Genomic DNA, 14,644 nt, shown 5'->3' with positions numbered 1-14,644 from the left:
GTGGAGCTATCTGCTATCGATAATTACACTATCCATTACGATGGCGCAATCGGGGTTTGCCCCGAACGTGGAACTAAGGGGTTGCCGGATGCGGATGGCGGAGCTGAGCAGCCGGACCGGGGTGCCGGTGCCGACGATCAAGTACTACCTGCGCGAAGGCCTGCTCCCGCCCGGTGAGCGCACCAGCCCCAACCAGGCGCTTTACGACGAGTCGCACGTCCGGCGGCTCAAGATGGTGCGGGCGCTGGTCGAGGTCGGCAAGCTGTCCATCGCCGCGGTCCGGGACGTGCTGGACGCCGTGGACGCGCCGGAGAAGATCCCGTTCAACGTGCTCGGCGAGATGCAGGACCGGCTCGGCCCGATCCACCCCGAGGGCTCCGGCGAACTGTGGGAACAGGCCGACACCCAGGTGCGTGAGCTGCTGCGGCGGCGCGGCTGGCTGGCCGACCCGGACTGCCCCCCGGCGCGCTCACTCGTGGCGGCCCTGGCCACGCTCGCCGAGCTCGGCCGGACCGACCTGATCGACCTGGTCGAGGTGTACGCCGACGCGGCCGAGCTGGTCGCCAAGGTCGACGTCACCAAAGTGGTCCGCGACCAGGGCATGGACGACGTGGTCGAGGGCGCGGTGATCGGCACCGTGCTCGGCGAGACGATGATCATCGCGCTGCGCCGGCTCGCCCACCAGGACGCCACCGCCCGGCTGTACGGCGTGGACCGGTCAGGCGGAGATGACGAATGACGGCGCGATCTTGGCGAACAGGTTGTTGCGGCCGGTGTCCTCTTCGGTCAGCGGCACGGTGAGGCCGACCACCCACAGGTCCTCGCCGCTCGGGATCAGATCGGCGAACGTGGTGCGGCGCAACGAGTTCGCGTCCACGGTCCGGTAGCTGAACTGCTTGGCGACCTCCGGGCCGCCCTGCCGGTCCAGCGGCGTGAGCTCGCTCTGCACGTACTGGTCCTTGCCGGGCCAGGTCTGCCGCAGCAGGCCCAGGTAGCTCTCGATGTTCTTGCCCTGGCCCTGGCCGTAGAACCCGGCGAACCGCTCGACCACCAGCTCGTACTTGCCGTCCGGCGAGACGTAGTGCACGCGGGTGCTCTGCGGGTAGTTCTTCGGCACCCGTTCCTCGACGAACACGACCCAGCCCGGCGGCACCTTGATCTGGTACCCGCCACCCTTGGCGCCCTTGATCACGGCAGCGTCCCCCGTCCGGAGGATGGGCTCGCCGACCGGCACGTTCTGCGTCGGCGCCAGCACCGGCTGGGTCACCCTGGTCGGGGCCGCCGGCAACAGGTCCTGGCCGGCGGCTCGCCGCGTCAGCGCGAACCCGCCCCCGGCCGCGCCCGCGAACAGCACGACCGCGGTCAGGTAGATCAACGGCCGTGGCACGCCCCGGCGGCGTTGCACCGGCAGCGGTGCGCTCGGCGTGAACGGCAACGGCCCAGGGTCGGCGGCGAGCCCCGGAGCGCCCTGCGACTCCTGTGCCGCGGGCGCCGACGGTGGCGTGGTGGTGACCCTGGTGGGCTGCTCGGCGGCCTGTTCCTCGGCCTTGGCGATCGCCTCGAAGGTGAACGCCGAGGTCCCGGGCTCGGGCAGGTACGGGTAGATCCGGCGGCGCACCTCGGCCAGCGACAGCCGGGCGGTGGTGTCCTTGATCATCAACCCGGTGATCAGCTCGGCCATCGGGCCGGTCGACTCCGGCTGCGGGATCTTGCCGTTGACCACCTCGAGCAGGGTGGCGATGACATCGCCTTCGGGGTCGTAGGGCGCCCGGCCCTCGATGGCGGCGAACAGGGTCGCGCCGAGGCTCCACAGGTCGGCCGCGGGCGTCACCTCACCGCCGGAGGCCACCTCGGGCGCGATGTACGCCGGCGAACCGAGGGTGATCCCGGTGCTGGTCAGGGTGTGTTCGGAGATGTTGCGGGCGATGCCGAAGTCGGCCAGCTTGATCCGGCCGTCCTCGGCCACCAGCACGTTCGCCGGTTTGACGTCCCGGTGGGTGATCCCGGCCTGGTGAGCGGCCTGCAGCGCGGCAGCGACCGCGTCCGTCACGGCCGCCGCCTGGGTGATGTCGAGGGGACCGTGTGTGTTCAGCAGCTGCGCCAGGCTGCTGCCCGGGACGTACTCCATCACCACGAACGGGTCGCCGTGCTCGTTGGCGATGTCATGCAGCGTGACCACGTTCGGGTGGGACAGCACGCCGATCGCGCGGGCCTCCCGCATGGTGCGTTCCCGCAGCTCATCGGCCTCGCCCTGGGGCATGCCGGGCGGCAGCCGGACCTCCTTGACCGCGACCTGGCGGCGCAGGAACTCGTCGAACGCGCGCCACACCGTACCCATGGAGCCATGGCCGATCTCGCTGACCAGTCGGTATCGGCCGGCGATCAGGCGCTGCACGGGCTGGGTGTCGGTCACCCCGCCATTGTGCCGAACCTCTGGTGATGCCCATGGACAATGGTCCGTGTCACAGGTTGGCTTTAGATCTCTGCCCTAGCATCCAGGGGTATGAACCAGGAGGAACTGGTCCTCGCCGCGGAGTTCCCCACGCCCGACCGTGCGCAGTGGCAGGAGCTGATCGCCGGTGTCCTGCGCAAGTCCGGCAAGCTGCCGGACTCCGTGCCGGGCGAGGTGTCCGACCTGATCGCCACCAAGACCTACGACGACATCCTCGTACACCCGTTGTATACAAGCGGTGACAGCTCGTATGCACCTGGTATGCCAGGGCTGGCGCCGTTCGTCCGCGGCGGGCGGCCCGAGGGCAACGTGGCGACCGGCTGGGACGTGCGGCAACGACACGCGCACCCCGATCCCGCGGTCGCCCGCAAGGCGATCCTCGCCGACCTGGAACACGGCGTCACCTCGCTGTGGCTGGTCGTCGGCGACGCCGGGCTGCCGCTGTCCTCGCTGGCAGACGTGCTCGACGAGGTCTACCTCGACCTCGCGCCGGTCATGCTGGACGCGGGCGCCGATTTCCTGGCCGCTTCCGACGCCCTCCTGAAGATCCACTCGGACAAGGCCATCCCGGCCAGCGAGGTGGGCGGGAACCTCGGCGCGGACCCGTTGGGCCTGCGTGCCCGGACGGGCGCTGCGCAGGACCTCGCCGGGGCCGTTTCGCTGGCCGTCCGCGTCGCCGGGGAGTACCCGAAACTGCGCACGATCGTGGTCGACGCGTTGCCGTACCACCAGGCAGGCGGGTCGGACGCCCAGGAGCTGGGCATCTCGATCGCCACCGGGGTGGCGTACCTGCGGGCGCTGACCGACGCGGGCCTGAGCGTCGAGCAGGCAGCGGGCCAACTGGACTTCCGGTACGCCGCCTCCGCGGACCAGTTCCTGACCATCGCCAAGTTCCGGGCCGCGCGGCGGCTCTGGGCGCGGGTCACCGAGGTGTCCGGTTGCGTTGCGGCCCAACGGCAGCACGCGGTCACCTCGCCGGTGATGATGACCCGGCGCGACCCGTGGGTGAACATGCTGCGCACCACCTTGGCCTGCTTCGGCGCCGGCGTCGGCGGGGCGGACGCCGTGACGGTACTGCCGTTCGACGCGGCCATCGGCCTGCCGGACGACTTCGCCCGCCGGATCGCCCGCAACACCCACGCCGTGCTGCTGGAGGAGTCGCGTGTCGCCGGGGTGATCGACCCGGCCGGTGGCTCCTGGTACGTCGAGCAGCTGACCGAGGACCTGGCTTCGGCCGCTTGGGCGTTCTTCCAGGAGATCGAGCGCGCGGGTGGCGTCGAGGCGGCTTCGGGGCTGATCGAGGAGCGGCTCGCGCAGACCTGGGAACGGCGGTCGCGCAACCTGGCCAAGCGCAAGGATCCGTTGACCGGGGTCAGCGAGTTCCCCAACCTGACCGAGAAACCCGTTGTGCGCCAACCGGCTCCGGCCGTTCCCGCGGGCGGCCTGCCGTCGGTCAGGCTGGCTGAGGCCTACGAGGAACTCCGCGACCTGTCCGACGCGCAACCCGTGCGGCCCAAGGTGTTCCTGGCCACGCTCGGGCCGGTCGCCTCGCACACCGCGCGGGCCACCTTCGCGGCGAACCTGTTCCAGGCGGGCGGAATCGAGACGCCGAACGCCGGGGCCACCTCGTCGGCGCCGGAGGTCGCCGAGGCGTTCAAGGCCAGCGGTGCCCGGATCGCTTGTATATGCGGTACGGACAAAGTGTATGCAGAGCGCATACAAGACGTGTGCAAGGCGCTCGCCGAGGCGGGCGCGGAGAAGGTCCTGGTGGCCGGGCGCGGCGACTATCCGGGTGTGGACGGCTATGTCCACATCGGAGTCGACGTGCTCGCCGTGTTGCGCGAGACCCTTCGGACGCTGGGAGCAGGCGCATGATCCCGAACTTCGCCGACGTCGAGCTGGGCACCGCCGATCCGGCCGCCCTGGCCGACTGGCAACGCGCCCTGGCCGACGCCACCGGCAAGGGTGCGGACGCTCTCGTCTGGGAGACACCGGAAGGCATTGGCGTCAAACCGGTCTACACCGCCGAGGACCTCGAAGGCATCGACTTCCTGTCGACCTACCCGGGTATCGCGCCGTTCCTGCGCGGCCCGTACCCGGCGATGTACGTGACCCAGCCGTGGACCATCCGCCAGTACGCGGGGTTCTCCACCGCCGAGGAGTCCAACGCCTTCTACCGCCGCAACCTCGCGGCCGGCCAGAAAGGCCTGTCGGTGGCGTTCGACCTGGCCACCCACCGCGGTTACGACTCCGACCACCCGCGCGTGACCGGCGACGTCGGCATGGCCGGGGTGGCGATCGACTCGATCTACGACATGCGCCAGCTGTTCGACGGCATCCCGTTGGACAAGATGAGCGTGTCGATGACCATGAACGGCGCGGTCCTGCCGGTGCTCGCGCTCTACGTTGTGGCCGCTGAGGAACAGGGGGTGGCGCCCGAACAGCTGGCCGGGACCATCCAGAACGACATCCTCAAGGAGTTCATGGTCCGCAACACCTACATCTACCCGCCCGCGCAGTCGATGCGGATCATCTCCGACATCTTCGCGTACACCTCGCAGCACATGCCGAAGTACAACTCGATCTCCATCTCCGGCTACCACATGCAGGAGGCGGGCGCGACGGCCGACCTGGAGCTGGCGTACACGCTCGCCGACGGGGTCGAGTACATCCGGGCGGGAATGGACGGCGGGCTGGACATCGACGCGTTCGCGCCGCGGCTGTCGTTCTTCTGGGCGATCGGGATGAACTTCTTCATGGAGGTCGCCAAGCTGCGCGCGGCCCGGCTGCTGTGGTCCAAGCTGGTCAACCAGTTCGGCCCGAAGTCGCCGAAGTCCTTGTCGTTGCGGACCCACTCGCAGACCTCGGGCTGGTCGCTGACCGCGCAGGACGTCTACAACAACGTCGTGCGGACGTGCATCGAGGCGATGGCGGCCACGCAGGGGCACACGCAGTCCTTGCACACCAACGCTTTGGATGAGGCGCTCGCGCTGCCGACGGACTTCTCCGCGCGCATCGCCCGCAATACGCAGCTCGTGCTGCAGCAGGAATCCGGCACGACCAGGGTGATCGATCCCTGGGGTGGCAGCGCTTTCGTCGAACGGCTGACCTACGAGCTGGCCCGCAAGGCGTGGGGTCACATCGAGGAGGTCGAGGCCGCGGGCGGGATGGCGCGGGCGATCGACGCGGGCATCCCGAAGCTGCGCATCGAGGAGGCCGCGGCCCGTACCCAGGCGCGCATCGACTCCGGGCGCCAGCCGGTGATCGGCGTGAACAAGTACCGCGTGGACGCCGACGAGCAGATCGAAGTGCTCAAAGTGGACAATGCCGGGGTTCGCGCGCAGCAGCTGGAAAAGCTGCGGCGGCTGCGGTCCGAACGCGACGAGGGCGCCTGCCAGGACGCGCTGCGGCGGTTGACCGCGGGCGCCGGGGGCAAGGAGAACCTGCTGGCGCTGGCGATCGACGCGGCCCGTGCGAAGGCGACCGTGGGTGAGATCTCCGGTGCGCTGGAGCAGGTCTGGGGCAGGCACGCCGGGCAGATCCGTACGATCTCGGGGGTGTACCGCGAGGAGGTCGGAACCGGAGTGTCCAATGTGGACAACGCGCGCTCGCTGGTCGAGGAGTTCGCGCGGGCCGAGGGCAGGCGGCCGCGGATCCTGGTCGCCAAGATGGGCCAGGACGGGCACGACCGCGGCCAGAAGGTGATCGCGACCGCGTTCGCCGACCTGGGCTTCGACGTGGACGTGGGGCCGCTGTTCCAGACCCCGGCCGAGGTGGCCCGCCAGGCGATCGAGGCGGACGTGCACGTCGTGGGCGTGTCCTCGCTCGCCGCTGGGCACCTGACCCTGGTCCCGGCGCTGCGCCACGAGCTGGCCGAGGCGGGCCGCCCGGACATCATGATCGTGGTCGGCGGCGTCATCCCGCCGCAGGACTTCGACGCGCTCCACGAGGCCGGTGCCGCGGCGATCTTCCCGCCGGGGACCGTGATCGCCGAGGCGGTCGTGGACCTGCTGGGCAAGCTGCGGGCCCAGCTCGGGCATGACTGACTTCGTCCGCGGCGTCCTCGCCGGCGAGCGGGCCGTCCTGTCCAGGGCGATCACGCTCGTCGAGTCGACCCGCGCCGACCACCGCCAGCAGGCCCAGGAGATGCTCGTCGAGCTGCTGCCGCACGCCGGCGGGGCGCACCGGGTCGGCATCACCGGCGTGCCCGGCGTGGGCAAGTCCACGTTCATCGACGCGCTGGGCACGTCGCTGACCGCCGCCGGCCACAAGGTCGCGGTGCTGGCCGTGGACCCGTCGTCCAGCCGGACCGGCGGCAGCATCCTCGGCGACAAGACCCGGATGGCCCGGCTCGCGGTCGACCCCGCGGCGTTCATCCGGCCGTCGCCGACCTCCGGCACGCTCGGCGGGGTGGCCAGGGCCACCCGCGAGACGATCGTGCTGATGGAGGCGGCCGGGTACGACATCGTGCTGGTCGAGACGGTCGGTGTGGGGCAGTCGGAGATCACCGTGGCCGGGATGGTCGACTGCTTCCTGTTCCTGACCCTCGCCCGGACGGGTGACCAGCTGCAGGGCATCAAGAAGGGCGTGCTGGAGCTGGCCGACGTGATCGCGGTCAACAAGGCGGACGGCGAGCACGAGAAGGAGGCCCGGAAGGCCGCCCGTGAGCTCGCTGGGGCGCTCCGGCTGCTGCGGTCGGGCGACGAGCTGTGGACGCCACCCGTGCTGACCTGTAGCGGGCTGACCGGCGCCGGTCTGGACACGCTGTGGGAGCAGGTCCGCTCGCATCATTCGACGCTCGACGCGGCCGGTGAGCTGACCGCCAAGCGCAGCCGTCAGCAGGTGGACTGGACCTGGTCGATGGTCCGCGACGCGCTGATGTCCCGCCTGAGTGACAACCCAGAGGTACGGGCCATCACCCCAGAGGTGGAACGTGACGTCCAGGACGGGCGACTGACCCCCACCCTGGCGGCCGAACGGATCCTGAAGGCCTTCGGCTTGCGTTAATGTTGCGGAATGGTACGAACCGTATCCCGGGCGTTGCTGGTTTGTCTGTTCGCGCTGGTGTTCGTGCTTCCGGTCGGTGCCATGGCGGACCAGTCGGACCGCGGGGTCCCAGTGGCCGCGGCGCAGCAGACCACCGCGCCCGCTGGCCCGGACATCCCGCCCGCGCCGACCACGCAGGACGGCGCCAACTCACGGAACAAGCTGGTCATCGGCGTGGCGGCGGTGGTGCTGCTGGGCATCGTCATCATCGGCCACCGCGCGCGCAGCAAGCGTCAGAAGGACTCCGGCGGTAGTTGATCTTCCTCAAGATCCACGATTGAGTGGTATTCGCTGGGCGGTCATCGCTTCGGCCTGGGTAAAATCGGCTGTGCCGCTCGGCGCTCCGGCTCTACCGGCGACCGGTTTGATCAACGGGTCTGGCAGTTGCCGCACAGCCCTATAGGGCAGGATGAGCCGCGAGTGACACTTCTCTTGCGCCGACCGTGCAGGATGTTCATTCAAGACAACGAAGCTCGACTCGGTGTCACGGTTGCGTGATGCTGCCGCGGAGGTGCGGCATGACTGTTCTGGACTCAAGGGTGGACTCCCCGGACGGGGACCCCGAGGTGTTGGTCAACGGCACTGCCGCGACGATGCCTGTTGTGGACGACATCGGCGCCGGTAGGGGGCCGTCCTGGTTGGACGGATGGCTTTCCGCGAGCATTGGCGACATCGTCTCGTGGTACCGGCACATCCATGCGAACCCGGAACTGTCCAGGCAGGAGTTCCGTACTACGCAGCTGCTCGCCACGATGCTGCACTCGGCTGGGCTGCAGCCGGTGATCGGGCCAACTGGCACCGGGCTGATCTGCGAGGTCGGCACGGGTGACCGGTGTGTCGCGCTGCGTGCGGACATCGATGCGTTGCCACTGCAGGAATCGACCGGTCTGCCGTTTTCGTCCACCGTGGACGGCGTGGCGCACTCGTGTGGACATGATGCGCACACCACGATTCTGCTCGCGGCCGGGCTGGCGCTGGCATCCGCGCCGGAACTGCCCGGGCGGGTGCGGCTGATCTTCCAGCCGGCCGAGGAGACCATGCCGGGCGGTGCGCTGGACATGATCGACGCGGGCGCGTTGAACGGGGTCGAGCGGATCTTCGGGCTGCACTGCGACCCCCGGGTCGAGGTCGGCCGGATCGGCACCCGCGTCGGCGCGATCACGTCCGCCACGGACCTGCTGGAGCTGCGCCTGACCTCCCCGGGCGGGCACACCTCCCGCCCACACCTGACCGCGGACCTGGTGCACGCGCTGGGCACGTTGATCACCGGCCTGCCCGCCCTGCTGTCCCGGCGTGTCGACCCCCGGTCGGGCACGGTGCTGGTGTGGGGCGCGGTGCACGCGGGTGAGGCGCCCAACGCGGTGCCGGAGGAAGGCCTGCTGCGCGGCACCCTCCGAACGGGCGACCACGACGTGTGGGAGGACATGGAGCCGCTGGTGGCGGGCCTGGTCCAGTCCCTGATGACCCCCCTCGGGGTGGGTTACGAGCTGCACCACCGCCGCGGTGTGCCGCCGGTCGTGAACGACAGTGAGTCCACGGCGATCCTGCGCGCGGGCATCGAGTCGGCCCTGGGCAGCGACGCGCTGGCGGGGACCAAGCAGTCCTCCGGCGGCGAGGACTTCGGCTGGTACCTGGAGCACGTGCCGGGCAGCTTCGCCCGCCTGGGCGTGTGGCCGGGCGACGGCGTCATGCGCGACCTGCACCAACCCACCTTCCAGCTCGACGAGCGGGCCCTGCTCACCGGCATCCGCGTGATGGTCCACACCGCCCTCACCGCCCTCGCCAGCTAGTTATCCACAGGCCCTATCCACACCCTCCCGCCCCCAGGCATGCGTCCCCCATCGTGGACGCATGCCCACCCAAGCCCCGCCGCCCCACCTCACATCCACCCCGGCGCCGCACGCCACGCCCTCCGGGCCCGCCCCCGCCCCGGCCCCTGAAACCGCAACCACCCAGTCCCCACCTGGCCTGGCTTCTCAGCCTGCCCCCAGCCAGTCCCCACCCGGCCTGGCGTCTCGCCCTGTCCCTAACCAGTCCCCACCTGGCCTGGCGTCTTACCCTGCCCCCTCCCAACTCACGCCCGGCCTGGCCTCTCACGCTGCCTCCGCCCAGCCCACATCCGCCCTGGATGCCGAGTTCCCGACGGCCGCCGCACTCATCGCCCGGCTGGACTCCCTCGGCGTGCCTTGGCGAACCCTCCTGGGCCACAAAGCCGCCCCAACACCACCTCCTCAGCCCCACCCAACTTCAAGCCCTCAAGGCGTAGCCGCGCCTGAGAAACATCCCGAGCTGTCCGCTACCTCCACATCGCCGGAAACCTTCGCCTCGGCCCCAGCCCTAGCAGTTGCCCCGGCCGCCGACCTGACGTTCGACCAGGTCGATGGCCGAGCCCATGGCCCAGCCGCTGACTCCGCCCCGAACCCGGCCCCTGTGGCCTCGGCCGCTGGTCTCGTCGGCGAGTCGGCCCCGAACCCGGCCGCTGCGGCCTCGGCCGCTGGTCTCGCCGGAGAGTCGGCCCCGAACCCGGCCCCTGTGGCCTCGGCCGCTGGTCTCGCCGGAGAGTCGGCCCCGAACCCAGCCCCAGCGGCCCCGACCGCTCATCCCGCTGCAGACTGGGCCCCGAGTCCAGCCCCATCGGCCTCCACCGCTGGCCCCGCCGGAGAGTTGGCCCCAAGCCCAGCCCCATCGGTCCCGACGGCTGGTGTCGCTGCAGACTGGTCGCCGAGTCCAGCTCCAGCGGCCTCGGTCGCTGATCCCGCCGGAGACTGGGCCCCGGACCCAGCTGCTGTGGCCTCGGCCGCTGGCCGCGCCGGAGACTGGGCCCCAAGCCCAGCCCCACCGGCCTCGACCGTTGATCCCGCCGGAGACTCGATCCCGGCCCCGGCCCCGGCCCCAGTGGCTCCGACCGCTGGCCCAGCCGGAGACTGGGCCCCACGCCCAACCCCAGCGGTTCCGACCACTGGCCCAGCCGATGACTCGGCCCCAAACCCAACGCCAGCGGCTCCGACCGCCGACCCCACCGGAGACCCGGCCCCCGATCCTGCCGCCGACTTCGCAACTACCCGAGCCGCCCTTGAGGCCTGCGGCCTGCTCGCCCCGACTGCCGCCGCTCCCTACCCAGATCCCGCCGCGGCCGGCCCTGCCGTTCCCGTGGTCCCCACCCCGCTCCTGCCGACGGTCAGGCTCCACCCGCGCCCCCTGGCCGACGTCCCCGTCACCCACCACCACCCGTTCCACGTCCCACCCGACTCCTGGCCGCTCGACCCCACGCGATCCACAACCCGCTCACCCACCAAGCCGAGTCATGACGCTCGAGCAGCAGCCGAAGCGGAGATGATCCGGAGAGCCACCGAAGCCCTCCGCCAAGCGGGCCCGGAAGCGGTCCTGACCAGCCATACGGCGGTCCGCCTCTATGGCTGCACGGCTGCGGAGCTGTCACCCATTCACGTGATGCTGCGCCCGGGGCGCAGGATCCGCGGCAGGGTGGGGCTCACCATCCATCGGGGGAGATGGGAGCGGTACCAGACGGAGGTCGTGCATGACCTGCGGACGCTGTCGCTGGATCACGCGCTGGCGGTGATGCTGGGGCACGCCGAGATCGGCACGGCGCTGTTGTGCCTGAACCAGGCGCTCGCGCGGCATCCGCCGGGGTTCCGGGATCTTGTCCGGGCCGCGGTCAAGGTGCTGCCTGACTCGGCGTCGCGCCGGCGTGCGGAGGTCCTCCTGGTCAGCTAGGCCCGATGCCCTGGCACGGGCGGATCCGGAGGTCCGCCACGTAGTCGGCGGGCGCGCCGGCCGCTTCGGCGGCGTCGGCGACCACACCCAGGTAACGAGCGGAAGGGAGACCGCCTTCGTAGGCGTCCAGCACGTACAGCCAGGCGACCACCGACCCTTCGAGGGTCTGCACCCGCAGGCGGATCTTCTTGTACAGGCCGAGCGCGCCCTCCCAACGGTCCAGCCTGGACTCGTCCCGGGGGCTCACGTCGTACAGGACCGCGAAGACCTGCGACTCCTGATCTTCGACGATGGTGGCCAGGGCGCCTTCCCAGCCGAGATCCTCGCCTCCGAAGGTCAAACGCCAGCCGACGAGCCACCCGGTTCCCGCCATGGGCGAGTAGGGCGCTCGCTCGAGCATCTGGCTGGGATCCATGTTGGACCCATAAGCAGCGTAGAGCGGCACGACGGACAGCGTAGCGACCCGATACATCCCCCGACGGGATGCGGCTCGGGGAGTCACGCGTACGGTTTACGTGGATCTGCTTCAGTTCGGCATGTGGAGGGGCCCGTTGACCCGGATCGTGATCATGGGGGGCGGTATCGCCGGCTACGAGGCGGCTCTCGTGGCCGCGCAGCACGGCGCGGACGTCACGATCGTCGAGCGTGACGGCCTGGGTGGCGCGTGCGTGCTCTACGACTGCGTGCCGTCCAAGACGTTCATCGCCTCGGCGGGCGCCCGGTCGGCCTTCCGCAACGCCGATGAGCTGGGGATTCGGACCAACGGTTCGGAGGCCGCGATCGAGCTGCCGGTGGTGCACGGGCGGGTGCGTGGGCTGGCGCTCGCGCAGTCGGCGGACATCCGGGCCCGGTTGCAGCGCGAGGGTGTCCGGCTGATCGCGGGTGTGGCGCGGTTCGTCGACGAGCAGCCGGGGCTGGCCGCGCACCGTATCCAGGTCGTGCCCCACACGGGTGAACCCGAGGTGCTCGGCGCGGATGTGACGCTGATCGCAACCGGCGCGACCCCGCGGGTGCTGCCCGGGGCGGTGCCGGATGGCGAGCGCATCCTCGACTGGCGTCAGCTGTACGACCTGACCGAGCTGCCCGAGCATCTGGTGGTGATCGGCTCCGGGGTGACCGGCGCGGAGTTCGCGTCGGCCTACACCGAGATGGGCGTGAAGGTCACGGTCGTGTCCAGCCGGGACCGGATCCTGCCGCACGAGGACGCGGACGCCGCCGCGGTGCTGGAGGACGTGTTCGCCGAGCGCGGCACCGAGCTGTACAAGCACGCGCGCGCCGAGAAGGTCGAGCGGGTGACCGACGGGGTCGTGGTGTACCTCGCCGATGGCCGCAAGATCGAGGCGAGCCACGCGTTGATGACCGTCGGGTCGGTGCCGAACACGGGTGACATCGGCCTGGACAAGATCGGCATCGAGCCGGGCCCGGGCGGCTTCATCTCGGTCGACCGCGTGTCGCGCACGGGCGTGCCGGGCGTGTACGCGGCCGGTGACTGCACGGGCGTGCTGATGCTCGCGTCCGTGGCCGGGATGCAGGGCCGCATCGCGATGTGGCACGCCCTGGGCGAGGGGGTCGCGCCGATCCGGTTGAAGACGGTCGCGGCGAACGTGTTCACCCACCCGGAGATCGCCACGGTCGGCATCAGCCAGCACGCCATCGACTCCGGCGAGGTGCCCGCGCGCACGATCATGCTGCCGCTGGCGACGAACGCACGGGCCAAAATGGAGGGTCTGCGCCGGGGTTTCGTGAAGTTGTTCTGCCGCCCGGCGACCGGTGTGGTGATCGGCGGTGTGGTGGTCGCGCCGACCGCGAGCGAGCTGATCCTGCCGATCGCGATCGCGGTGCAGAACCAGCTGACCGTCGAGCACCTCGCGCTGACCTTCTCGGTGTATCCCTCGCTGTCGGGGTCGATCACCGAGGCTGGGCGCCGGTTGATGCGCCACGACGACTTGGATTGACGGCAACCTCCTCAGCGGGTCCGGCGTGTTCAGGGTGTCTGGAACACGCTGGGGAGGCATTCCATGAAACTCGGAAAGGTCGTCACTGCCACCGGTCTCGCATTGGTCGTCGGCGCGTTGCCGGCGGTGGCAGAGCAGAACTCGGGCTCGGCGGAGCCCTCCTATCTCAAGATCGTCCCGTCCCGGGTCGGCCCCGGGCAAAGCGTTGCGACACAAGGGCATTGCAATTCGCCGTACCCCAAGAACGCGGTGGACTCGGCCGGTTTCGCGCAGTCGGTGCCGTTGGGCGCGAGCGCGAAGGTCGTCGACAAGCCGGGTAAGTACGTGGCGACGATGAAGTGCAAGGACGGCACGGTGACCGCGTCCTTCGAGGTGGTGGGCGCCGAGCAGGGCCGGATCTCCGTGCAGCCCAGCGAGGTCGCACCGGGCGGCAAGCTCACGGTGACGGTGTGGTGCCTCGCCGGGCCCGGCGACACCAAGGCGCGTTCGTTGGGCTTCGCCGCGGACATCCCGGTGAACTTCGAGGGGAACAACGGAAAGGGCGTCGGCGCGGGCACGGCGGCGGCCAAGCCGGGCAAGTACAGCGTCATCTTCGCCTGCAAGGGCCAGAAGATCGCGACAACCTTCACCATCACCAAACCACCGCCCACCAACCCCAACCACCCCACACCCCAACCACCCCAGGTCTCGGTCAAGCCAAAGGGCGCGCCCCAAACCGGCGGCGGCTTCCTAGCCAACTGACCCGCAGGGGGATCAACGGCGGTCAAGACCCACACTTGACCGCCACCCCACACCCCCTGGAACACCAACCCACACCCCACCACCAAAGCCACTTCACCACCAAGGCCACTTCACCACCAAAGCCACTTCACCACCAAAGCCGCTACAGCCCCACAGCCGAGGAAGGCCAGCCCGGCGCAGCCACCAGGGACGACCGCAGCCCAACTGGGCCTGTTTCCCGCCAGTCAAGCGACCGTCCTGACGGGACAGTGCAGCGATGGCCACAAGCGGCTTGTGAGACTCGTTCCTGGCAAAGCAGCCGTTACGCGGATCCGACGCATTGACCAGCGACGGCTGGGAATCGGTTCCGGGAGAGCGCCGATGCTGGTTGCCAGGTGGGGAAGCGGCTCGGTGGCCAGCGGTGGCTGCACTTCGACTGGGGTGGTTCCGTAGAGGGGAGCGGACATGGTGGTTGGTGGTGTGGGACATGGCGCGGTAGTCAGCGATAGTCACGCATCGGCTTCGGGATTGGTTCGGGGGAGGCGAGTAGCGGTGCTGGTCGGCGGGTATGTGGAAGTGCCGCAACGGTCGGCAATACCTGCGCATTGGCCGAAAGCTGGTTCCACGAAGCCACACTGTCCTGGCGGGCTGGCGGGCTGGCGGGCTGGCGGGCTGGCGGGCTGGCGGGCTGGCGGGCTGGCGGGCTGGCGGGCTGGCGGGCTGGCGGGCTGGCGGG

Annotated in this window: 11 protein-coding genes; 9 read left to right on the top strand and 2 right to left on the bottom strand. The window is 70.2% G+C overall.

Annotated features, from left to right (window positions below; all coding sequences use genetic code 11):
- Positions 1-88 precede the first annotated feature (88 nt).
- On the top strand, positions 89-739 hold the full coding sequence (locus AB0J95_RS44685) for a MerR family transcriptional regulator (protein WP_364771883.1): 651 nt from the start codon (positions 89-91) through the stop codon (positions 737-739).
- Here AB0J95_RS44685 and AB0J95_RS44680 read toward each other — a convergent pair.
- Positions 719-2,413, bottom strand: a complete 1,695-nt coding sequence (locus AB0J95_RS44680; protein WP_364771881.1) for a serine/threonine-protein kinase — start codon at positions 2,411-2,413, stop codon at positions 719-721. The two genes, AB0J95_RS44685 and AB0J95_RS44680, sit on opposite strands and share 21 nt — an antisense overlap.
- Positions 2,414-2,503: 90 nt before the next feature.
- Here AB0J95_RS44680 and AB0J95_RS44675 point away from each other — a divergent pair, with 90 nt between their 5' ends.
- The 6 genes from AB0J95_RS44675 (at position 2,504) to AB0J95_RS44650 (ending at position 11,233) form a co-directional block, all read left to right on the top strand.
- Complete coding sequence (locus AB0J95_RS44675; protein WP_364771879.1) at positions 2,504-4,327, top strand: methylmalonyl-CoA mutase family protein; 1,824 nt, start codon at positions 2,504-2,506, stop codon at positions 4,325-4,327.
- Complete coding sequence (gene scpA / locus AB0J95_RS44670; RefSeq protein WP_364771877.1) at positions 4,324-6,498, top strand: methylmalonyl-CoA mutase; 2,175 nt, start codon at positions 4,324-4,326, stop codon at positions 6,496-6,498. Before AB0J95_RS44675 ends, scpA begins: the two co-directional genes overlap by 4 nt.
- On the top strand, positions 6,491-7,459 hold the full coding sequence (meaB, locus tag AB0J95_RS44665) for a methylmalonyl Co-A mutase-associated GTPase MeaB (protein WP_364771875.1): 969 nt from the start codon (positions 6,491-6,493) through the stop codon (positions 7,457-7,459). The genes scpA and meaB overlap by 8 nt, the downstream gene beginning before the upstream one ends.
- 9 nt (positions 7,460-7,468) lie before the next feature.
- Positions 7,469-7,756, top strand: a complete 288-nt coding sequence (locus tag AB0J95_RS44660; RefSeq protein ID WP_364771873.1) for a hypothetical protein — start codon at positions 7,469-7,471, stop codon at positions 7,754-7,756.
- Positions 7,757-8,016: 260 nt separating this feature from the next.
- Entirely contained in the window at positions 8,017-9,288 is a 1,272-nt protein-coding gene (locus AB0J95_RS44655; RefSeq protein ID WP_364771871.1) for a M20 family metallopeptidase, read from the top strand.
- A 1,543-nt stretch (positions 9,289-10,831) separates the two neighbouring features.
- A complete protein-coding gene (locus AB0J95_RS44650; RefSeq protein ID WP_364771869.1) occupies positions 10,832-11,233 on the top strand; it encodes a hypothetical protein in 402 nt (133 codons plus the stop codon).
- Here the strand turns inward: AB0J95_RS44650 and AB0J95_RS44645 are convergent.
- Entirely contained in the window at positions 11,226-11,678 is a 453-nt protein-coding gene (locus tag AB0J95_RS44645; protein ID WP_364771867.1) for a gamma-glutamylcyclotransferase family protein, read from the bottom strand. The two genes, AB0J95_RS44650 and AB0J95_RS44645, sit on opposite strands and share 8 nt — an antisense overlap.
- A 106-nt stretch (positions 11,679-11,784) precedes the next feature.
- Between AB0J95_RS44645 and AB0J95_RS44640 the strand changes: the two genes are divergently transcribed.
- Both AB0J95_RS44640 and AB0J95_RS44635 read left to right on the top strand, forming a co-directional pair.
- The gene (locus AB0J95_RS44640; RefSeq protein WP_364771865.1) at positions 11,785-13,188 is read left to right on the top strand and encodes an NAD(P)H-quinone dehydrogenase; all 1,404 of its coding nucleotides are present in this window, start codon (positions 11,785-11,787) and stop codon (positions 13,186-13,188) included.
- 63 nt (positions 13,189-13,251) lie between these two features.
- A complete protein-coding gene (locus tag AB0J95_RS44635; RefSeq protein ID WP_364771863.1) occupies positions 13,252-13,929 on the top strand; it encodes a hypothetical protein in 678 nt (225 codons plus the stop codon).
- The last annotated feature ends 715 nt before the right edge of the window (positions 13,930-14,644 follow it).

This window comes from Actinocrispum sp. NPDC049592 (genome assembly GCF_040675465.1).
Lineage (GTDB): Bacteria > Actinomycetota > Actinomycetes > Mycobacteriales > Pseudonocardiaceae > Kibdelosporangium.
The sequence above is the reverse complement of the archived record's forward strand: the minus strand, read 5'-3'. Positions and strand labels throughout refer to the sequence as shown.

Bases quoted from the DNA above. Each gene is read 5' to 3' on its own strand.
- AB0J95_RS44635 (WP_364771863.1), top strand. From the start codon at position 13,252: ATGAAACTCGGAAAGGTCGTCACTGCCACCGGTCTCGCATTGGTCGTC.
- AB0J95_RS44650 (WP_364771869.1), top strand. From the start codon at position 10,832: ATGATCCGGAGAGCCACCGAAGCCCTCCGCCAAGCGGGCCCGGAAGCG.
- AB0J95_RS44655 (WP_364771871.1), top strand. From the start codon at position 8,017: ATGACTGTTCTGGACTCAAGGGTGGACTCCCCGGACGGGGACCCCGAG.
- AB0J95_RS44685 (WP_364771883.1), top strand. From the start codon at position 89: ATGCGGATGGCGGAGCTGAGCAGCCGGACCGGGGTGCCGGTGCCGACG.
- scpA (WP_364771877.1), top strand. From the start codon at position 4,324: ATGATCCCGAACTTCGCCGACGTCGAGCTGGGCACCGCCGATCCGGCC.
- meaB (WP_364771875.1), top strand. From the start codon at position 6,491: ATGACTGACTTCGTCCGCGGCGTCCTCGCCGGCGAGCGGGCCGTCCTG.
- AB0J95_RS44660 (WP_364771873.1), top strand. From the start codon at position 7,469: ATGGTACGAACCGTATCCCGGGCGTTGCTGGTTTGTCTGTTCGCGCTG.
- AB0J95_RS44675 (WP_364771879.1), top strand. From the start codon at position 2,504: ATGAACCAGGAGGAACTGGTCCTCGCCGCGGAGTTCCCCACGCCCGAC.